19 protein-coding genes and 3 tRNA genes are annotated in these 20,670 nt (G+C 32.7%); 8 read left to right on the forward strand and 14 right to left on the reverse strand.

Features of this window, described 5'->3' with window-relative positions; genetic code table 11:
• Positions 1-14: 14 nt before the first annotated feature.
• Entirely contained in the window at positions 15-473 is a 459-nt protein-coding gene (gene mraZ, locus OEA66_RS12970) for a division/cell wall cluster transcriptional repressor MraZ (RefSeq protein ID WP_267281775.1), read from the reverse strand.
• A gap of 271 nt (positions 474-744) precedes the next feature.
• Between mraZ and OEA66_RS12975 the strand changes: the two genes are divergently transcribed.
• The 3 genes from OEA66_RS12975 to OEA66_RS12985 are packed head-to-tail and all read left to right on the forward strand — an operon-like array spanning position 745 to position 2,630.
• Positions 745-1,506 carry an alpha/beta fold hydrolase gene (locus tag OEA66_RS12975; RefSeq protein WP_267264023.1) on the forward strand — a complete coding sequence of 254 codons (762 nt, stop codon included), beginning with the start codon at positions 745-747 and terminating at the stop codon, positions 1,504-1,506.
• A gap of 58 nt (positions 1,507-1,564) precedes the next feature.
• Positions 1,565-2,188: a ribosome biogenesis GTP-binding protein YihA/YsxC gene (gene yihA, locus OEA66_RS12980; RefSeq protein WP_267281776.1), complete on the forward strand. Its 624-nt coding sequence runs from the start codon at positions 1,565-1,567 to the stop codon at positions 2,186-2,188.
• A complete protein-coding gene (locus tag OEA66_RS12985; RefSeq protein WP_267281777.1) occupies positions 2,181-2,630 on the forward strand; it encodes a GNAT family N-acetyltransferase in 450 nt (149 codons plus the stop codon). Before yihA ends, OEA66_RS12985 begins: the two co-directional genes overlap by 8 nt.
• A 50-nt stretch (positions 2,631-2,680) precedes the next feature.
• Here the strand turns inward: OEA66_RS12985 and OEA66_RS12990 are convergent, their stop codons facing one another.
• From OEA66_RS12990 to OEA66_RS13015, 6 genes are all read right to left on the reverse strand, one after another.
• Positions 2,681-3,325 (reverse strand): response regulator transcription factor, encoded by a 645-nt coding sequence (locus tag OEA66_RS12990; RefSeq protein ID WP_267281778.1) that lies wholly within the window; start codon positions 3,323-3,325, stop codon positions 2,681-2,683.
• Positions 3,322-4,092: a sensor histidine kinase gene (locus OEA66_RS12995; protein WP_267281779.1), complete on the reverse strand. Its 771-nt coding sequence runs from the start codon at positions 4,090-4,092 to the stop codon at positions 3,322-3,324. The genes OEA66_RS12990 and OEA66_RS12995 overlap by 4 nt, the downstream gene beginning before the upstream one ends.
• Before the next feature lie 668 nt (positions 4,093-4,760).
• Positions 4,761-5,327 carry a hypothetical protein gene (locus OEA66_RS13000; RefSeq protein ID WP_267281780.1) on the reverse strand — a complete coding sequence of 189 codons (567 nt, stop codon included), beginning with the start codon at positions 5,325-5,327 and terminating at the stop codon, positions 4,761-4,763.
• Between the two features lie 268 nt (positions 5,328-5,595).
• A tRNA-Leu gene (locus OEA66_RS13005) sits at positions 5,596-5,677 on the reverse strand.
• Positions 5,678-5,685: 8 nt separating this feature from the next.
• Positions 5,686-5,758: transfer RNA gene (locus tag OEA66_RS13010), tRNA-Gly, on the reverse strand.
• 9 nt (positions 5,759-5,767) lie between these two features.
• Positions 5,768-5,849: transfer RNA gene (locus OEA66_RS13015), tRNA-Leu, on the reverse strand.
• 173 nt (positions 5,850-6,022) lie between these two features.
• Here OEA66_RS13015 and OEA66_RS13020 point away from each other — a divergent pair.
• From OEA66_RS13020 to OEA66_RS13030, 3 genes are all read left to right on the forward strand, one after another.
• Complete coding sequence (locus tag OEA66_RS13020) at positions 6,023-6,400, forward strand: DUF3127 domain-containing protein (RefSeq protein WP_267264015.1); 378 nt, start codon at positions 6,023-6,025, stop codon at positions 6,398-6,400.
• A gap of 61 nt (positions 6,401-6,461) precedes the next feature.
• Positions 6,462-7,115 (forward strand): leucyl/phenylalanyl-tRNA--protein transferase, encoded by a 654-nt coding sequence (aat, locus tag OEA66_RS13025; protein ID WP_267281781.1) that lies wholly within the window; start codon positions 6,462-6,464, stop codon positions 7,113-7,115.
• A complete protein-coding gene (locus OEA66_RS13030; RefSeq protein WP_267281782.1) occupies positions 7,102-7,986 on the forward strand; it encodes a DMT family transporter in 885 nt (294 codons plus the stop codon). The genes aat and OEA66_RS13030 overlap by 14 nt, the downstream gene beginning before the upstream one ends.
• 232 nt (positions 7,987-8,218) lie before the next feature.
• Here the strand turns inward: OEA66_RS13030 and OEA66_RS13035 are convergent, their stop codons facing one another.
• The 6 genes from OEA66_RS13035 to OEA66_RS13060 form a co-directional block, all read right to left on the reverse strand.
• Entirely contained in the window at positions 8,219-9,601 is a 1,383-nt protein-coding gene (locus tag OEA66_RS13035) for a tetratricopeptide repeat protein (protein WP_267281783.1), read from the reverse strand.
• 122 nt (positions 9,602-9,723) lie between these two features.
• Positions 9,724-11,106: a phosphoglucosamine mutase gene (glmM, locus tag OEA66_RS13040; RefSeq protein WP_267281784.1), complete on the reverse strand. Its 1,383-nt coding sequence runs from the start codon at positions 11,104-11,106 to the stop codon at positions 9,724-9,726.
• Between the two features lie 129 nt (positions 11,107-11,235).
• Positions 11,236-12,258 (reverse strand): DUF4421 family protein, encoded by a 1,023-nt coding sequence (locus OEA66_RS13045; protein ID WP_267281785.1) that lies wholly within the window; start codon positions 12,256-12,258, stop codon positions 11,236-11,238.
• Between the two features lie 203 nt (positions 12,259-12,461).
• The gene (feoB, locus tag OEA66_RS13050) at positions 12,462-14,447 is read right to left on the reverse strand and encodes a ferrous iron transport protein B (RefSeq protein ID WP_267281786.1); all 1,986 of its coding nucleotides are present in this window, start codon (positions 14,445-14,447) and stop codon (positions 12,462-12,464) included.
• A complete protein-coding gene (locus OEA66_RS13055) occupies positions 14,434-14,700 on the reverse strand; it encodes a FeoA family protein (RefSeq protein WP_267281787.1) in 267 nt (88 codons plus the stop codon). Before OEA66_RS13055 ends, feoB begins: the two co-directional genes overlap by 14 nt.
• Positions 14,701-14,871: 171 nt before the next feature.
• Positions 14,872-15,765, reverse strand: coding sequence for a GLPGLI family protein (locus tag OEA66_RS13060; RefSeq protein WP_267281788.1), 894 nt, complete (start codon positions 15,763-15,765; stop codon positions 14,872-14,874).
• Positions 15,766-15,891: 126 nt separating this feature from the next.
• Between OEA66_RS13060 and OEA66_RS13065 the strand changes: the two genes are divergently transcribed.
• The gene (locus tag OEA66_RS13065; protein ID WP_267281789.1) at positions 15,892-16,389 is read left to right on the forward strand and encodes a DinB family protein; all 498 of its coding nucleotides are present in this window, start codon (positions 15,892-15,894) and stop codon (positions 16,387-16,389) included.
• A gap of 67 nt (positions 16,390-16,456) precedes the next feature.
• Here the strand turns inward: OEA66_RS13065 and OEA66_RS13070 are convergent, their stop codons facing one another.
• The gene (locus tag OEA66_RS13070) at positions 16,457-19,201 is read right to left on the reverse strand and encodes a TonB-dependent receptor (protein WP_267281790.1); all 2,745 of its coding nucleotides are present in this window, start codon (positions 19,199-19,201) and stop codon (positions 16,457-16,459) included.
• Between the two features lie 471 nt (positions 19,202-19,672).
• Between OEA66_RS13070 and OEA66_RS13075 the strand changes: the two genes are divergently transcribed.
• Complete coding sequence (locus OEA66_RS13075) at positions 19,673-20,557, forward strand: cupin-like domain-containing protein (RefSeq protein ID WP_267281791.1); 885 nt, start codon at positions 19,673-19,675, stop codon at positions 20,555-20,557.
• Positions 20,558-20,670 lie beyond the last annotated feature (113 nt).

Below are 20,670 nucleotides of genomic sequence, written 5' to 3' on the forward strand. Positions count from 1 at the left end.
TTGTGCTTATTTAATTATTCTTCATCAAAAGTTCCCATTACATCTTCTGCAAGACTTGCAAAATCATCTTCATTGGTTGCAATTACTTTTTCGTATGCTTCTTTATCCCAAATCTCAAAAAGTTCTCCCGCACTTGTTACCACGATATCTTTCGTTAAATTTGCAAAATGCGTAAGATCTTTAGAAATTTGCAATCTTCCAGCGCTATCAAGCTCTACAGTTTTCACTCCGGCTGTAAACATCCTGATAAAATCTGCATTTTTTTTGATGAATCTGTTTAATTTATTAATCTTTTCCATCAGTTTATCCCATGCCTTCATAGGGTAAACTTCGAGACACGGTTGAAACACAGAACGCTTTACCACAAAGGTTTTATCCTCAAAATCCTCCATCTGCTTAGTAAGCGATGAAGGTACTTTAAGGCGACCCTTGTCGTCTATTTTGCACTCATATGTTCCAATGAAATTTTTCATTTGGGACAAAATTAGAAATATTTTTCCAATATCTCCCACTTTCTCCCACTTTTTGACTTAATGTTAATAAGTTTTGATAACAACTGATAATCAAATAGATAAATATTTAATTTAAAACAAATCGCAAAGCCTTTTATTCATCGCATAATAAAAAGAATTTCAAAATATAGCTACACTATTGCTTTATTATATTATTTTTAGTTTAAATTAGATATATCAAAATGTTTTTGGTGTTTAATTTGTATTTTTGCAAGGCTTACACAGGCAACTTATGAGATTTAGTACAAAAAAAGAAAAGAAATACAACTTTATAGAAGCTGGAGAAGGCCACCCGCTTGTGCTTTTGCACGGGTTAATGGGTGGATTGAGTAATTTTGATAAAATGGTGAATTTTTTTTCAGAAAAAGGTTTTAAGGTTTATGTGCCTCAATTACCGATTTACGATTTGCCGGTACTCAATACCAATCTCACAACGATTGCAAAGTATGTTATAAAATTTATCGAAACCAATATTGGAAAACCCGTTACCATTGTAGGTAACTCTATGGGCGGTCATGTAGGTTTAATATTAACATTAGCCAGACCTGATTTGGTACAAAATCTTGTATTAACTGGCAGTTCGGGTTTATACGAAAGAGCTTTTGGCGACAGTTTTCCAAGAAAAAACGACCGTTCATATATAAGAAAGAAAGCAGAAGAGGTTTTTTATGATCCCGCAGTAGCAACTGAAGATTTGGTAGACGAAGTTTTCAGTGTGGTGAACGACAGAATGAAAGGCATCAAAACCGTTATGTTGGCAAGAAGCGCCATCAAACACAATATGCTGAATGATCTTCCTAAAATATCAAGACCAACGTGTCTAATTTGGGGGAAACAGGACAATGTAACACCTCCTGAAGTTGCTATTGACATGAATAAGTTTATTCCTAATTCAGAGTTGTTCTGGATTGATAAATGTGGTCACGCTGCAATGATGGAAAAACCAGATGAATTTAACGAAATTCTCTATAACTGGGTAAAAGACAAAATATAAAATGATAAACCATTAAGACCTTCTTAATGGTTTATTTTTCTAAATAAAATTCAAGAAAATGGTTATAAAAACAGCAGAGTTTGTGAAAAGCAGTGGAAAATGGCAGGAATGCCCTGAAGGAACAATTCCGGAATATGCTTTTATCGGACGCTCAAACGTAGGAAAATCTTCATTGATCAACGGAATGCTGAACAGGAAAGATTTGGCAAAAACTTCAGGAACTCCGGGAAAAACTCAGTTGATCAATCATTTCATCATTAATGAAAACTGGTACCTTACCGATTTACCAGGATACGGATATGCCAAAGTCTCAAAAGTGATGAGAAGGGATTTTGAAAAATTGATTAATAATTATATTTTAAACAGAAATAACCTCGTTAATCTATTTGTTTTGGTCGATTCTCGTCACAGTCCGCAAAGCATTGATTTGGAATTCATTCAATGGTGTGGAGAAAGTGGCGTTCCTTTTTCGATTGTTTTCACGAAAGCCGACAAACTTAAGCCAAACGTTTTGATAAAAAATGTAGAAGATTACAAAGCCGAACTTCACAAAACATGGGAAGATTTACCGGAAATTTACGTCACTTCTGGCGAAAAGAAAACAGGTACAGAAGAAATATTAAGTTTTATTCAAAAAACCAACGAGTTTTTGAATAATAACAGTGTGACATTTAATGAGTAATATTATTTGGAAAATAAAAAGTTTTGAAGAAATCACCACTTCCGAACTTTATGAAATAATCAGAGCGAGAGTTGATGTTTTTGTGGTTGAGCAAAACTGCCCTTATCCTGATTTGGACGGATATGATCAAAAAGCAATTCACCTTTGGGCAGAGCAAGACAATAGTGTTTTAGCATACTGCAGAATTTTCGATAAAGGAATAAAATATCCCGAAACTTCTATCGGAAGAGTTTTAACTACAGAAGAAGCCCGAGGAAAAAGTTTAGGCAAGCAATTGATACAATATGCCGTTGAAACGATAGAAAATAGATTTAAAACTTCAGAAATACGAATTTCTGCGCAGGATTATCTGTTGAAATTTTATTCAGATTTTGGTTTTCAAGATACCGGAAAAAAATATTTAGAAGACAATATTCCGCATACGGAAATGTTTAGAAAATAATTAAAAAGAGTTTCAATTTTATTTTGAAACTCTTTTTTGTTGAAATCAGTTTAGCACAAATTGTGTTTTAAGGCAAAAAGAACAAGACCAACTCTGTTTTTTATTTCCAGTTTTGTAAAAACAGAATCTCTGTAACCATCCACTGTTTTCGGGCTTACAAACATTTTGTCGGCAATTTCCTTATAAGTAAGTTCGCTACATGCCCATTTAATGAATTCCATTTCCCTGCCTTTTAATTCTGAAAGTAAAGAAGCTGTTTTAATATCTTCAGTTTTTACTTTTAATAGTTTTTGAGCAACAAAATCGGTGTAAAAACTTCCTTTTTCAAAAACAGTATCAATTGCCTGAAAAAGCATTGAAGGCTGCATATCTTTTAATAAATATCCTTTGGCTCCTGCCTTAAGCATTTTGATGAGAATTTTTTCGTCATCTTCCATCGTCAATGCAATCACTTTGATTTCGGGATGATGTTCTGAAAGCCATTCTGTGGTTTCTATACCATTTTTAAAGGGCATATTGATATCCATTAAAACTACAGCAGGTAATTCTTTGGTTTTTTCTAAAGCTTCAATAAAATCTTCGCCATTCGGCTGATTCATGATCACTCGATATTGAGGATTTTCCATAATCATATTTTCCAATGCTTTAGACATTAAAGTATGATCATCAACGACAGCTATCGGAATTGTTTTCATTGTACGTTTTTGTAATAGGTTATTGAAGTTTGAGTTCCTTTTTCGGGTTCAGATTGAATGAAAAATTCTGCATGAATAATTTTTGCTCTCAGCTCCATATTTTTTAATCCAGAACCATCTTTTTGAACGTTTGTATTAAAGCCTTTTCCGTTATCGGAAATAAGAATATTCAATTTTTCGTGGTTATCTTCAATTTTTATTAAAACATTTTTCGCTCTGGAATGTTTCAGAATATTATTAATGCTTTCCTGAATTATTCTAAAAAGAATCAAACCATGTTTCGGAGCAATATCGATATCATGTTTTTTAGTAATTAATTCTACTGTAAGCAGTCTCAGTTTCCTGATTTTACTGATTTCTCTTTCCAAAGACTCTATCAAACCAAAATGAATTACCTGCTCTGTAATCAATGTTTTAGACAAATCTCGAATATCCTGAATACATTCACCCAATAACTCGTTTAATTCCATCAATTCTTCCTTTTCGGAATCTTTCATTCTAGCAATCAATTGATTTTGCCTTAATCTGACAACAGATAGTTTTTGCCCTAAATCATCATGCAGTTCCTGACCGATATAATTCAAAGTTTGCTCTTTCATTTCGATTTGAGAAGTCGCCAATTCTTTTTCAAACCTCATATCTTTTTCTTTCTGCTCAATCAATAAAGTTGTTTTTTTCTGAATGAAGATCACGTAAACGAAAATCATCGTTAAAACAATAATAAGTAGAGTAACCGTAAAAAGAATTACCAATTTGTTCTCTTCCATGCTTTACACTCAGTTTTATTTAAATTTATCGGGCTTGTTACAAAGCAATCCAAAGACAAGAACCGCATTATTAATAAAGTTTAAAAGAAATAATATAAAAAAATAAAGATCTGGCGAAACTTTAGTTCTAAAATAAAAGATAGGAATAATTCCGATATAATAAATAAGTGAACTCACTGAAATCCAAAACGGAAGATAGTTTTTAATCTCAAATATTTTATCTGAATTAAACGTTTGATACAAAAACAAAATAATAGAAAATGTAAGCAAAATTATATTGATATACAGCATGTTGAAAGAAAATTTTCCTAAGAAATTTTCTTCAAAATAAAGCATACAAAAAACATTTACTAAAAAAATGATCAGTATAAAAGATTGAATCTTTTTAAGCAATCGAGATTCGAATAATTGGTAATAAAATAATAAATACAGAGAAAATACGACTGAAATTCCAACAACGAAAAAAGTATCGGTGGGTAATTTTGTCAATTTAAAATAGAAATAGCAGAAAAAATCTAATAATGAAAATAATATAAAGCCTGCAAAGAACAATAAATTTACCTTCTCAATTTTTCTGTAATTAATAAAAATTAAAATCAGCACTCCCATTAAAATTATCATGGTAGCCAGTTTACCAATTTCTACATCCCAAGTCATTTTGTAATTATTTAGTTCATTTCTTCAACAAAAGCTTTTGGTGGTGGCGCAAGATTCGTCATATTCATTGGCTGAATTTCTTTCACATCTTCGTTTTCGTCCGTAATTACACCTCTTCTTTTCTTCATACTGTTTGCAGAATCCTGAGATTTCTTTGCAGTTGGCATTAAGAAAACCGTTTGATAGCCTGCATATTCAGGTTTTGCCATTTTATTTGCAGGATGATTTGTCGGATATTTTCCCATGTAAATTCTAATTCCTACATCTTTTAAGTTTTTTTCCTGAGCATTTTCTTTCACATATTTGATGTAGCCTTCCATTTCTTCAATAGAAAACCAATACCAACGGGAATCAGGATTTCCGTTCCGGGATTCCATAAGAACTTTATTGTTGGTAGCAGAATATTCATCAAAAAGAACTTTGGCTTCTTCATGAGTAATCAGCTTCTTTTTATAACTGTCATCAACAGGAGGTTCTGGAGGAGGCGGAGAACAACGAATAGCAGTCATTAAAAAAACACCTGAAAAAAGTACGCTCAAAAACGAACTTAAATTCTTAAACAAAATTGGAGTTTTCATCTTTTATAATTTATAAGGTTATGTAACAAAAGTAGTTATAAGACAAAGTATAAAAAAGAGGAAAAACACTATTTTTTTATCTTGAAGTAAATTTTGAATGACAGATAATATCGAATTAGTTGGAAACCTCTTTAAAGAAGCGGTAAATTCACAAAATTGATTAATCAAATTTTTAGAATTAATTTGAATTTAATAAAAAAGATGTTTTATTAATGAAAGTTATAAAAACAAAAAAGACTGCTAATCTATGATTAACAGTCTTTTTGTGTACCCCAGACGGGACTTGAACCCGTACATCCGAAGATACAGGATTTTAAGTCCTGCGTGTCTACCAATTCCACCACCAGGGCGTGATGAGAGCGAAAAACGGGACTCGAACCCGCGACCCCAACCTTGGCAAGGTTGTGCTCTACCAGCTGAGCTATTTTCGCAATTTGTAGTGCGGATGAAGGGACTCGAACCCCCACGCCTCACGGCACCAGATCCTAAGTCTGGCGTGGCTACCAATTACACCACATCCGCATTAATATTGAGTTATTTTAAAGAACTTGTTTCGTTTTTGTGAGTGCAAATATAGGGCAATTTTCTTTACTTCCAAACCTTTTCTGAAAAAAAATTAAATTTTGGTAAAATTTATTTCCGTGTTGCTTTATTACATTTCAATTTACTACTTTTACAAAGTTAATATTTACGATATGGAATTACAAGGAACAGTAAAGAAAATCACTGATGTTCAAACATTTGCGAGTGGTTTCCAAAAAAGAGAAATGGTTATTCTTACACAAGAGCAATATCCACAGCCAATCAACATTGAGTTTTTACAGGATAAAATAAATTTGCTGGATCCTTTAAAAGAAGGTGAAAATGTAAAAGTAGGAATCAACATCAGAGGTAGAGAGTGGGTTTCGCCACAAGGAGAAACTAAATATTTCAACTCTATTACAGGATGGAGAGTAGAAAAAGTGATGGATAATGGTTCTGAACCTACACAAGCCTCTCCTTCTCAATCTGCAGCTCCGGTTTCAAATGAAAACCCTTTTGCTGGAGATGACGATGATGATTTACCTTTTTAATTAAAAATAAAATCAAATAATAATCCTGCTTTTTTAGAAAAGTGGGATTTTTTTTCCCATAATGATACGATTAGACGAAAACGAAATATCATTTCCCGATCCTGCTCAATACGACGGTCATGAAGGCATTATTGCTTTTGGTGGAGATTTGTCGTTGGAAAGAGTCTGGTTTGCTTATCAGAACGGAATTTTCCCTTGGTTTGATCCGGGTGATGAAATTCTTTGGTGGTGTCCCGATCCGAGGTTTGTGATTTTTCCCGATGAATTGAAAGTTTCTAAATCAATGAGAAAAATTTTAGATAAAAAAGTTTTTACCATTACTGAAAATCAAAATTTCGCAGAAGTCATCAGAAACTGCCGTGAAATTAACCGTCGTGGACAAGAAGGAACCTGGCTTTCTGATGAACTTATAGAAACTTTTACCACACTTCATCATTATGGCTTTGCAAGAAGTATAGAAGTTTGGCAAAATGACGAATTGGTTGGCGGACTTTACGGCTTGCAAATCGGAAAAGTCTTCTGTGGCGAAAGTATGTTTTCAAAAGTGAGCAATGCTTCTAAAGCAGGATTTATCCATTTTGTTGAAACTCATAAGAATGATCTGAAGCTGATTGATTGCCAATCTCACACTGACCATTTGGAAAGTCTGGGAGCGAGAATGATTCCTAAAAGAGATTTTTTGAAAATTTTACACGAAAACAATGAACGCAGATAAAGAAAAATGGATACTTCTGATTGTACTCAGCATAATTTGGGGTTCTTCATTTATTTTGATTAAAAAATCTTTAGAACATTTCAGTCCTTATCAGGTTGGGGCTTTAAGAGTTTTGATTGCCGGAATTATCTTAATGCCGATTGCAGTTTCAAAATACAGGCTATTCCCTAAAAAACATTTGAAGTGGCTTATTTTAGCTGCTTTTACAGGAAATTTCATCCCAATGTTTCTATTTCCTATTGCCGAAACGGAAATCAGCAGCAGTATCGCAGGAATTATCAATTCTATGATGCCGATTTTTGTGATTATTGTTGGTGCTTTAGTCTGGAAATTTGAAACTACAAAAAGACAGATGACGGGAGTTTTCATAAGCTTTACAGGAGTTTGTCTGCTTGCATTTGGCGGTGATGAAGGCGGACAATTTAAATTACTCCCGATTCTATTGCTTCTTTTGGCAACTTTGTGTTACGCAGTAAGTACAACAACTGTAAAATCTAAACTGATGGATGTTTCATCAACTGTTTTATCGGCATTTGTATTTTCATATGTTTTGTTTTTGCCTTCTCTTATTTCGTTGGTTTTAACGGGTTTTGTTTCTGAATTTAGTTTTACTAAAGAAAATATGATAGGATTAGGCTTTGTAAGTCTACTTTCAATTTTTGGGACTGGTTTAGCAATGATGATGAATTATCGTTTATTGAAAGTTTCAACTCCGCTTTTTGCATCGACCGTTACTTTGCTGATGCCGATTGTTGCAATTATTTGGGGCGTTTTGGATGGTGAAAAACTGACTACTTTACAATTTGCAGGAACAAGTATCATTATTGCAGGTTTAATCTTTTTAAGAGCCAAAGCAGGAATTAAAAAATAAACAATGTAATTTTCCTGTTACTCATTTAATCCCATAAAATTAATTAAACGCAAAGTCTGCAAAGTTTTTTCTTATTATTGAAAATATTTTTTCGTTCGCAAAGGCGTTTGACTTCGTCGAATCTTCGATTTCACTTAGTCAAGAAATACAAAAAATCCTGCATTAATGCAGGATGTTCTTATTTTAATTAAATGTTACTGTGAATTTTAGATTTAAAGATCAAGCTTTCAACTTACAAGTTTTTCTTTTTTACCTTAGCTTTTGCTTTTTTCACCTCATCTTTAATGTAAGGATATTTTTTTTGCATATCAGTAATTAAAGATGGATCTAATTCTAACGCTTTTTCTAAAGAATCGCTGCCTTTTTCCTGATTTTTAAGAATAAAATAGCAGTTGCTCAACTGATAAAACAATTCGGCTCTGTAATGATGTTTTAAAGCTGAATCTAAAACAGTTACAGCTTCTTCATATTCTCCAACCAACATCAAAACTTCAGAGTAAGCATACCAATTGTAAAATCTTGAAGGTTCGGCATCCACCAATTTTTTCAGACAAGAAAGACTTTCCTCAAACTTACCAGAATCGATAAATAAAAATGCCAATCTTTTCTGATAATCAAGATTACTGTCATTTAGCAAAGTGGCTTCTCTTGCGAAATGTAAAGCTTCAGTCATTCCGCCCATTTCTTCGTAAAGATAAGACTGCTCCATCATCGCAAGATAAAACTGAGGATCTTCTCTCAACGATTTTTGGAAAGAATTTAAAGCAATAATAGGTTGTTTTAAAGCTTTATGACACAAACCGATTTTATAAAACGTAAATGCTTTGGTATATTCCAACTCCAACATTTCTTCGTAAACTTCAATCGCTTTCTGATATTGATTTAATGCTTCATAACAAGCTGCCTTGCTTGCATAAACTCCAACTGCGCTGGAATTTATCGCCAACATATAATCGAAACCTTTGATGGCTTCTTCGTAATTTTTTCTATTGAAATAATATTGTCCATACTCGCTCCATGCAATTTCTGAATACGGAAAATCATCAAGATAATCGTTCAGAAAAGCAATCGCTTCTTCACCTCTATTCAAATCATTAAAGCAAATCATTGCGTTTTCCAAAGAATATTCATCCATAGGATCTTCTTTGAGTGCTTGTTGATAATGTTTAAGGGCGTTAAAAGGATCTCCAAGATTTACATATTCGTCTGCAATAAAATTATTGAGGAAATTCTCTTCTTCCTTCAATTCCAGGGCTTTTTTGCAGATTTCTATGGATCTTTTAGGATTTCCCAAATTCGAATAATACTTAGCGTAGCAAACCAAAAAGTCTGTATTCTCCATAGAAGAACCTTTTAACTCATTGATTAATTCTTTCGCCGCATTATAATCTTCCCATTCTAAAAGAACTTCCAGTTTTTTAATCTTTATTTCTAAAGAATTGGGATGAAGCTTCAGACCAAAATTCACAGCCATATCTGCATAATTAAAATCTCCAAGCTCCAGATAATAGACAATAATGTCTTCTAACTCTTCTGTATCAAAGTAGAATTCATCATTGTTTTCCATCATTTCTTCGAACTTTGTTACAAGTTCATTTCCAAAATATTCTTCCAATATAAAACGAGTTTTAAGATTTAAGACCAGAGAGATGAGATGTACAAATACTCGCTTCTGATAATCTTATTACTATAAAGTTAATAAATAATTTTTTTAGAATGATGAATTTAGTTTAAATATTAAATCAAACTTCTGATCTTTGCGATCATATCATCACCCAGTTTATCGGCTTCTTCCTGAGATTTAGCTTCTGTATAAATTCTGATAATCGGTTCTGTATTCGATTTTCTCAAATGAACCCAATTATTTTCAAAGTCTATTTTTACGCCGTCTACCGTAGAAACCTCTTCATTTTGATACTCTTTTTCCATTTTAGTTAAAAGAGAGTCTACATCAATTTCCGGAGTAAGCTCAATCTTCTTTTTACCCATAAAATAGCTTGGATAACCAGCTCTTAATTCAGAAACAGATTTGTTTTCTTTAGCCAAATGCGTTAAAAACAAAGCAACCCCCACCAAAGAATCTCTTCCGTAATGTAGTTCAGGGTAGATAATTCCGCCATTTCCTTCACCACCGATTACTGCATTTTTTTCTTTCATTAAATTCACCACATTCACTTCTCCTACAGCACTTGCAAAGTATTCTGAATTGTGAGTCTGCGCAACATCTCTCAAAGCACGGCTTGAAGAAAGGTTTGAAATTGCTACACCATTTTTGTTTTTCAACAGATAATCAGCAACAGCAACTAAAGTGTATTCTTCACCGAACATTTCTCCTTTTTCATCAATCAGCGCTAATCTGTCAACATCGGGATCTACTACAATGCCAAAATCTGCATTTTCTTTTATGACCAACTCGCAAATATCTCCTAAATGCTCTTTCAAGGGTTCAGGATTGTGTGGGAATTGCCCATTTGGTTCACAGTATAATTTTACCGTTTCACAACCTAATCGATCTAAAAGCATCGGAATTGCAATTCCGCCTGTAGAATTTACCGCATCTAAAACAATTTTATATTTTTTAGCTTTAATCGCTTCTACATCAACCATCGGCAAATCAAGAATCTGCTGAATATGAATATCAAAAGCATCATCTCTTGTTTCGTAGTTTCCTAAATCATCAACTTCAGCATAATTGAAATCTTCGCTTTCAGCTAAAGCTAAAACTTCAGCACCGTTTTCTCCACTGATGAATTCTCCTTTTTCATTTAGTAATTTTAAAGCATTCCATTGTTTGGGATTGTGAGAAGCGGTTAAGATAATTCCACCATCTGCGTTTAATTCAGGAACCATTACCTCAACAGTTGGTGTGGTAGAAAGTCCTAAATCAATTACATTAATTCCTAACCCTTGTAACGTTGCGGTAGCCAGAGAATTAACCATACAACCGGAAATTCTTGCATCACGACCGATAATTAAGGTTAAATCTTTTTTATTTTTATTATTCTGAAGCCAGGTTCCGAAAGCGGAAACAAATTTTACAACATCAAGTGGCGTTAAATTATCACCTACTTTTCCGCCAATTGTTCCACGAATTCCTGAAATACTTTTTATTAATGACATTTTATGTTGAGTTTTTTTCTGATTGTTAATTTGAATGCAAAGTGCATTTTTATTTTAAATTCCTTTAAAATATTAGATTATCTTTATTTTAATTTTTCCGTTTGCAAAGATACTCAAAAGACAGCTAACTTATAAGATAGGAATCTTTTTCTGAATTTTATCGTAATTCCTTTTTACAACCTTTGGAGGCGGAAAACGGTAGCCTATATACAAAAGCCCATAAACATTGTTATTTTCAACAGTCGCATTTTCTTTTTCATCATAAGCTATAGCCGTAAAATTGAGTTTTCCACCAAAAAGAAAGCGATCAGAGTTATATCCTATATGCAAACCTCCTGATCCTTTTACGGTTACATATTGTTCATTTTGTTTTGGTCCTTTTGATCCGTTTTCTAAGGTATCTTTGAAACTCGAAAATTTTCCGCCAATCCCTAAAGTTAAGAAAGGTGAAATATTCACTTTTTCGGCAATAACCCAATTATAAAAGTACCCTATATTTGCTCCGAAATTGTATTGATATTCTTTACTTTTCAGTCCGTCAATCATATTGCTGAAAATTGTAAAATCATAATCCAAAAACGGAACCCAGCTTCCTTTACTGTTTTTCTGCCATTCACCTTGCGTGTAAAGGCTTTTTAATGAAAAATCTTTATTTACTATATACGAAGTGGAGCCACCAAAAGTTTGAATCCTCAAATTCGGAAATTTAATGTAAGGATCTCTGTCTTTTTGCCAACCAGGAAGAAGATCCTGCATATTTTCCACATAAAAGCCTTTTACATTTTTATAGTAAACCGTCTGTATAAATCTTTTAGGGAAAAACCTGAATCTCAAATCAGTGTAAGAGCTGTTTCCTTTCCTTTCATTATCATTATTTCCCGGAAAGAAACGTGGCGTAAAAGATAATGTAGCACTTATGATTTTGTAATCGATAGATAATGAAGTCTTTGTTTTGTTATTGATGGAAAGTATGGTTTGATTTAAATTTTCTTCACCACCCTCAGAAAAAGTATAATTTTCTATATTCGTATCAAGATTTACACGAATCATTACTTGATCTGCGTAAGACTTTATTTTTGTGCTGTCTGTTTGTGCTTTTGAATAAAAACCAGACAGACAAAGAAAAAAAACAGAGACTGCTTTTGAATTCAAATTGAGATTTAGTTTTAAGAAATGAAATTACTACAAATAATTTATATTTTCTAAGAACATCCACAATCTTTATCACATCCAGATCTTTTAGAACTGAATTTTTTAGGCGAAAAATTTTTTCTGATAAATCTGAACAATGAATAACATGCAAATGCAACTACAAGTGCAATAATTATGTACTGAAAAATTAATGAAAAATCCATTTACTTTAAGATTTGATAAGCTATTAACGACACAAAATATGCCAAACCGGTCATCATTGCCACCTGAAAGCCAGTCCATTTCCAGCTTTTGGTTTCTCTGTAGACCACTGCAAGTGTAGAAACACACTGCATTGCAAATGCGTAAAACAACAATACCGAAACTCCTGTTGCAAAGTTGAAGACTTTCTCTCCATTCGGTTTTACATCGTGTCTCATTTTATCGATTACTTTTCCTTCCGGAGCGTCATCATCCAAACTATATAAAGTAGACATTGTTCCCACAAAAACTTCTCTGGCTACGAAACTCGTCAGAATTCCCACTCCCATTTTCCAATCATAACCAAGCGGCGCAATTGCCGGTTCGATAAATTTCCCCATTCTTGCTAAATAAGAATGATCTAATTCAACATCGGTTGCAACAACTTCATCCGGATTTTGTTTTGGTCCGAAATAGCTCAACACCCAAATAATAATACTTACGATAAAAATAATCTTTCCGGCTCCCGTAATGAAATCCCAGACTTTTCCTAGAACCAGTTTAAAATCGTATCCGAAAAGCGGTTTTTTATACGTTGGTAAATCCATTACAAGATACGTTTTGCCGTCTTCCTTAATGAAATTTTTAAGAATTGCTGCCGATAATAAAGCTACGAAAAATCCTAAAAGATACATTCCTAAAAGCACCAAAGCTTTGTATTGAATTCCGAAAATCGTTTTATCCGAGATAATTAAACCAATAATAATGCTGTAAACGGGAAGTCTTGCAGAACAGGTCATAAACGGTGTTACCAAAATCGTGAGTAATCTTTCCTTTAAATTTTCAATATTTCTTGTTGAAATAACAGCAGGAATCGCACAAGCTGTTCCTGAAACTAGCGGAACAATACTTTTTCCATTTAAACCAAAAGGTCTTAAAAGCCTGTCCATCAAAAAAACAACTCTTGCCATATATCCCGAATCTTCCAGTAAATAAAGGAAATATAGAAGAATTCCGATTTGGGGTGCGAAAATGATGATTCCGCCTAAACCGGGAACAATTCCTTTTGAAATCAATGAATTTATGGGTCCTTCTGGAAGATGTGTTCCTGTAAATTCCGATAGCCAGGCGAAAGATTCATCAATCCAGTTCATCGGATATTCCGCTAAGAAATAAACACACTGAAAAATAATTAAAAGAATAAATAAGAAAACTACATATCCCCAGAATTTATTAACCAAAACTTTATCTAATTTCTCAGTCAGAAGTTCTTTAAATTGAGCTTTTTTAGTAATAACATCTGCCAAAATTTTATCAATATTTTGGTAACGTCTTACCGTTTCCTGAACCTGGAGTCTTTTCGGAACTATATTTTTTGATGCTGTATCTGATTTTTTCCCAAGTGTAAGATTAATCCAGGTTTGATAATTATTTTCTGAATTGTTCTCTAAAATATTTTTATGTTCGGCAGGAATTTCAAAACTGGATTTTTCAGAAGTAACAAAATCATTGGTAAAAACAGCTTCCTGAATCACTTCTATTCCTATCTGTTCTTTTGCATTCGTCTGAATGACTTTGATGTTTAATGCTTTTGAAAGTTTTTCAACATCAATATGAACACCTCTTCTTTCGGCCTGATCGATTTGATTTAAAACCAAAATCATCGGAATTCCTAAGTCCTGAATCTGCTGAAATAACAAAAGACCTCTTTTAATGCTTAAAGCTTCCAGAATGTATACCACTCCGGCGTATTTTTTTTGCCCATCAATCAAAAATTGAGAGAAAATTGCTTCATCTTCAGAACTTGGATAAATACTGTAAGAACCTGGAAGATCTACAATTTCTACCTCTTCGTTTTTATAAGAATAATTTCCTGAATGACTTGATACAGTAACTCCGGCATAATTTCCCGTTTTCTGCTTTTTATTGGATAGTGCATTAAAAACGGTTGATTTTCCTACATTCGGATTTCCGACTAAAAGTATCTGTTTTTTGTTATTTTCCTGCATTAATCAAATCTTCTACAATGATAAAATCTCCTTCTTCCTTACGAAGTGCAATACGGCTTTTTTCTTCGCCGAATTCTACATAAAGCGGTCCGTTGAAAGGTGCCTGATAAAGAATTTTAAAAAGAGTTTCGGGAAGAAGCCCCATTTCTATAATTTTGGTCGGCATTTTCAGGTTATCATTATCATAACCCACTATTTTTCCGGTTTTGTTCCTCGGAAATTTGCTTAATGTATGTAATTGAATATCCTTCAAAGCCATTATTTTTGTGTCTGCAAAGATAGGTTATTTAAATTTAATCTAAATAACTGTAGTATTCATATTTAAAGGCAGTTAAATTATAAAATCTTCTATTACAGCAATAAATAAACCCAAACACATTACTGCATTTGGGTTTATTTAAATATAGTTTAGTTAATATGAATGTTATTTTTTCTTCTTTGTTTTCTCTGCAACATTATCTATTTCAATAGAATTACTGTTTTCTCTAAGATGTTTTTTCAGCCTTTCTTCAGTATCTCTCATCATTTGTGATATAGATGTTCCATCTGGCATTTTTGCATCTGCAGGAATTTGTGACAACTGTGATCTTACACTTCCAAACGGATCTTTTTTATACGCAGCATACATTTGTTCAAACTTATCTCTGCTCACCTCAATGCTATTTTTTCCCTGACCGAATTGTTTCATCAATTTCTCAGAATAACTTTCAGTATTATAATCTGCAATTTTTTTGTTACCTTTTAACTCCCAAGAATAATTTTTAGAATCATCTTCTACTTTTACAATTAAACCAGGCAAACCTTTAAATTTATATGGCCCATCCTGAAATGGGACATCTGTCGTAAACCAAGCAGTCCAATTTCTTCCCCCAAACGAAGTTGTTGCTTTTTGAGCATTATATTCTCCAATTTTAGCTTTATCACCTAAAATTTTCCAATCAAATGCGGTGTTATCTTTGTAGTTTACTTTATCCTGAAGAATGTAATCAGCATAAGAAACATCCATTGTAGGATACGTTTTAGTTATTATATGCGAAAATTTAGGTTGTTTAACAGACTTTGAAAGATCTTTAAAAGTTCCCGCCTTCTGCATCGCCTCAACTTCAACTTTTAAAATTGAATCCTGAGATACTGCAAGATAATCTCTATAAATTGATTTATCTTTTGTAATATCCAAAATTGTCATCTCCTTATTCTTTTTTTCTAAAGAATCTTTATTTGGAGCATACGTTAATTCGTAAAAAAATCTGTTTGCGGTTTCCTGTGCATTTGCAATTGCAAAAACTGCGATAAATAATATTGAAAATATATTTTTCATTTTATAAAAGGTTTACTCAATTAGTTTACATTACTGGTTTTTTGTTACATAATTTTCTAATATTTATTAAACTTTTTTTGTTTCCTTAAAAGTTTTTAAATTTAAACTATCCCAAAACAAATATTTATGGACACTTTAAAACAATTAAGAGACGAGCTTGAAACCGAATATCAGACAACAAAAAGGTTTTTAGAAATCTATCCCGATGATAAAAATGATTACAGACCTCATCCGAAAAGTATGAAAATGATGCATCTTGCCACCCATATTACGGAAGTTTTTGGTTGGGCAGGATTTATGCTGAATTCTTCTGAACTCGATTTTGCAAAAGGAGGAATGGAGCCAAAAGTTTTATTAACAAAAGAAGATTTGCTTCAGGTTTTGGATAAAAATTATAAAGCAAGTGAAGAAGCATTAAAAAAGGCAAATGAACAAGACTTAGAACCGACTTGGGCATTAAAAAATGACGGTCATGAATTGGCTTCTTGGACGAAATACGCAGCAATTCGTCACAGTTTAAATCAAATTACCCATCACAGAGCACAATTGGGAGTTTATTATCGATTAAATGATATTGATCTTCCGGGAAGTTACGGTCCGACTGCAGATAATCCGAATTTTTAAAACTAAATAAGACTTTTGAAGTATTTTAAAACAAAAACCAATCTCGGTGAGATTGGTTTTTATATTTTTATTTGAAGTTGAATTTTACTGTAAACATTACTTGACTTGGTCGAAGTTGAATTCTTGTATATCTCACTGCATTTTGCGATGCTAAAATATCATATGTTTCGAATACTCTTCTGTTAGCAATATTCATCCATTTTAGCTCAAAGTCAATTTTCTTTGCAGACCATGCAAACTGGTAAGAAAGATCAAAAAATGCATTATCAAACTTTCTTGTTCCATCACTTGAGTTTACCTGATCCCAATTGAAACCTAAACTATGATTCTCTAAAGGATAAATAAAGGCTGCAAGATTATGATTGAATCCTTTATTCGGTGCAAGCTTCCCTCCTTGAGGAAGACCTCTGTTTTCTTGTGTACTTCTTGAAATACTCACGTTATAGTCAACACTCATCCAACTAAAGTAAGTATTGTTAAATTTAAGACCATAAGACTGAGTATTGTTTAAGCTTTCATACTGAGTATTATTAAAAAAAGCATCAGAAACAGTGTCGGAATTTCTATAGTTTAATGATATATTAGATTTAAATTTAGGGAAATATTTTCCAATCTCTCCACTGAAACTATTGCTCGTTGAGCTATTGTCTTGATTTCTATACTGTATCAAAGTAAATCCTGTGCTTGGATCTAAAATTGGTGAAGAAAGTAAGTTTCGCTTTGTATCAGTAATTCTATAATTTACATTAAAAAACAAATTGTTTAACGGATTTCTATATTCTAATCTTGACCCTGCAGATTTTGTATCAATTTCCGGTATAGGATTATTTGGATCCATCACATTAAAACCAGAAGGGCTTAATAACATATATCCTGCATAAGCAGTTTGGATATCTCCGAAATTATTGCTGATATTTCCATTTAAGCTTGCTTTAAAGAATGAAGCAAATGAATATTGTATAAATGCATTAGGCGTAAAAGTAGTTTTGTTTAATGATTTTGAAACTCTTCTTAAATCATCTTTAGCATTAATATTGTTTAAATTAACAGGAACATTTGCAAATATACTCCATGCATCTGATTTATAATTAATTCCGACAGACGCAGAAGGAACTGTTTCTGTGAAAGTTAAATTATTTTCATAAATTGAACTTGAAAAGTCAGGTTGAATATTCCCAGGACTTGTAGGTATAGTCACCCCATCAAAGTTTGTATTTAGTTTGTCTGTTGAAAAATCGATCCCGATTTGTGGTGTAAAAGTCCATCCTTTTGTTGTAAAACTTATATTCGCAGAATGTGAAGTATCTAAAGTTTTGAGTCTAAAATTCTGAATAGCATTTGTTCCTGGCGCAAAATTTATAATTCCATATACATCCGGATCCGTTGGATTTGCTTTTGGTTGCAAATATGGGAACTGCATATAACTTGCAGGAGAAACTTCTAATGTTTGTCTGTCATCTTGATAATTGATATAAGATTTCAGGTTTACCATCTTTTCTTTCCAAGGAATTATTGTACTTAATGAATTTTGAAATGAAGATGTTGGAGATTCTGTCGACTGATTTCCTACCCCGTTGTTTCTATACGCCAATGCTCTGTCGGCATTCCAAAATTGAGAGAATGTTGTTGTATTTTTAAAAAAACCTTTCTTGGCATTTTTAGTAAAAATCAATTCACCTTTTAACTTATCTGTATAAAAATTATTTTTGGTAGAAGTTGTAACTGTATTTAGACCGTTTGAATAAATAGTTTCTACATTATCTTCTCTTTCGACAGAATTGTTGGTGTAGTTTGCATTTGCTTTTAGTTCCCATTCTTTTTTACTGTCGATATTAGTTAAATAATTAGCAGAAAGATAATGTACATTATTAAATAAATATCTCTTTACAGGAAGATTAGGCGTGTTTGCATTTTCTACACCAAGCCATGTATTTTGTGAAGCATTTCCTCTTCTTCCTTCCCAAGAACTTCCGAAACCTAGAATATTTCCTTCGTTTTCAACCTGCTCTCCCATATTGTTGGTCTTATAATTAAGAACCCATTGTTGTTTTTTGCTGAAAAACATTGGTGTTAATTTTAAATTCCAAAGCCACGGTTCGCCGAAACCTGAACCCACTTCTCCTCTACCCGTCATTGTAACAGCTTTTTTTAATTTAATATTAATTGCTGCTGCATCAGAAGGAATCTTCCCTTGTAACATTTTTACAGGTTGGTGATTTTCTAAAACCTCAAGTTTTTGTATAGCATCTTTCGGTAACGAATTGGTGATTGTTCCGTAACCTCCTTCCATTAAATCTTTGCCTTCTACATAAAATTTATTGATTGCATTACCTTGATAAAGAATTGTACCATCGGTTTTTACTTCAATACCGGGAATTTTCTTCATCACATCTGCCAAAGTACGGTCGCTTTTACTGTCAAACGCCTTCAAATCATAAGCAATGGTATCACCTCTTGAAGTAATCATTTTGGTTTTCAGCTGTACTTCTTTAATTTCAGTGGCTTCAGACTGCATTTTGAATGTCAGTGACTGATCGCTGTTGCTTATTTGCTTTGTAAGAGGTTTTTGGTTGAATGCTTTTACTTTAAGATCTACATTTGATTCTGATGTTGTAAAAGTAACTTTGTATTCACCTTTAGAATTGGTAATTCCGTAAGCAAGAATGGCATCTTTTCCTGGCTCTTCAATGGTTACACTCGCACTTGGTATTGCCACACCATCCTCATCGGTAATTTTTCCGGAGATTGTTTTCTGAGCGAACGTTGTCACAGAGAAAAAAACCAAAAGGAAGAGGTAAACTTTTCTTTTCATATGTATTAATTTATTTTTTAGAGGCTCATATGGAATCGCAAGATTTAGATTCATGATGGCATTTTACCAATCACGGCGATTTCATAATTTATTATTTGAGTAATTAGTTATTGTTTAATGTTTTTTGTTACACATTATAGAGATATAAATTTTCCCTAATAGTTAAATTGCTAATTTATAACTACAAACATAGTTATAATTTTAAATATTATTTACCTCTGCAAAAAATTTAATTATAATTTATTAAACTTTAACTTTATTAATCCATTGCAGGAAACAAAAAGCATCTTTAAAATGCACTTCAAGATGACTGACACCAAAATATTTAAAACACAAAAATTTAGATTTAAAAGCAAAATCAATTCTTATTTCGACTAAATAGAAATGTGATTAAGGTCATAGATTAAAAATATCTTAAATCATTTTCTGTAAGTAAATATTTAATAATTTTGTAACATAAAATTTATAAGAATGGGGGTTATTCTAAAACCTATAGATATTGTTGATGATATCACTCAGGAAGAGTTTCGTGAGAAATATCTGATTCCAAGAAAGCCGGTTGTGATTAAAAACATGGCAAAAAAGTGGCCCGCCTATCAAAAATGGACGATGGATTATGTGAAAGAAGTGGTAGGAGACATTACAGTTCCTCTTTACGACAGCGCTAAAGCAGATCCTTCCGCTCCCATCAATACGCCGACTACCGAAATGAAATTTGCAGATTACATAGATCTCATTCAAAGAGAACCTACCGATCTACGGATTTTCTTTTTTGATCCTATAAAACATGCTTCAAAATTGCTTGACGAATATATTCCGCCGAAAGAATTGATGGGTGGATTTCTCGACAAATATCCGGGAATGTTTTTTGGTGGTAAAGGTTCGGTAACATTTTTACATTTCGATATCGATTTAGCGCATATTTTCCATACCCATTTCAACGGAAGAAAACACGTTCTTCTTTTTGAATACAAATGGAAGGACAGATTGTATAAGTTACCTTATGCAACGTATGCACTGGAAGATTATGATATTGCCAATCCTGATTTTGAAAAATTCCCGGCTTTAGATGGTGTTGAAGGAATTGAATGTTTCCTTGAGCATGGTGACACCTTGTTTATGCCTACAGGATGGTGGCACTGGATGAAATATTTGGATGGCAGTTTCTCTATTTCCCTTCGAGCTTGGGATAAATCTTGGGCTGTAAAAGCAAATTCTCTTTGGAATCTTACCGTACAGAGAAATTTTGACAACTTCATGAAAGGTCGTTACAAAAAACGCTACATGGACTGGAAAGAGAAAAAAGCAGTCGAAAGAGCCAATTATGCTTTGAAAAAAGGTTTACCTAAAAGATAAAAAAATACGCTTCAAATAATTTGGAGCGTATTTTTTTAAATAGAGCTTTATAATCATTGAAATTCATCTTCTAAACTATTTTTTCATTTTAAATCTGATAAATTTTAAGATTG

The organism is Chryseobacterium luquanense (assembly GCF_026460945.1).
Classification (GTDB): domain Bacteria; phylum Bacteroidota; class Bacteroidia; order Flavobacteriales; family Weeksellaceae; genus Chryseobacterium; species Chryseobacterium luquanense.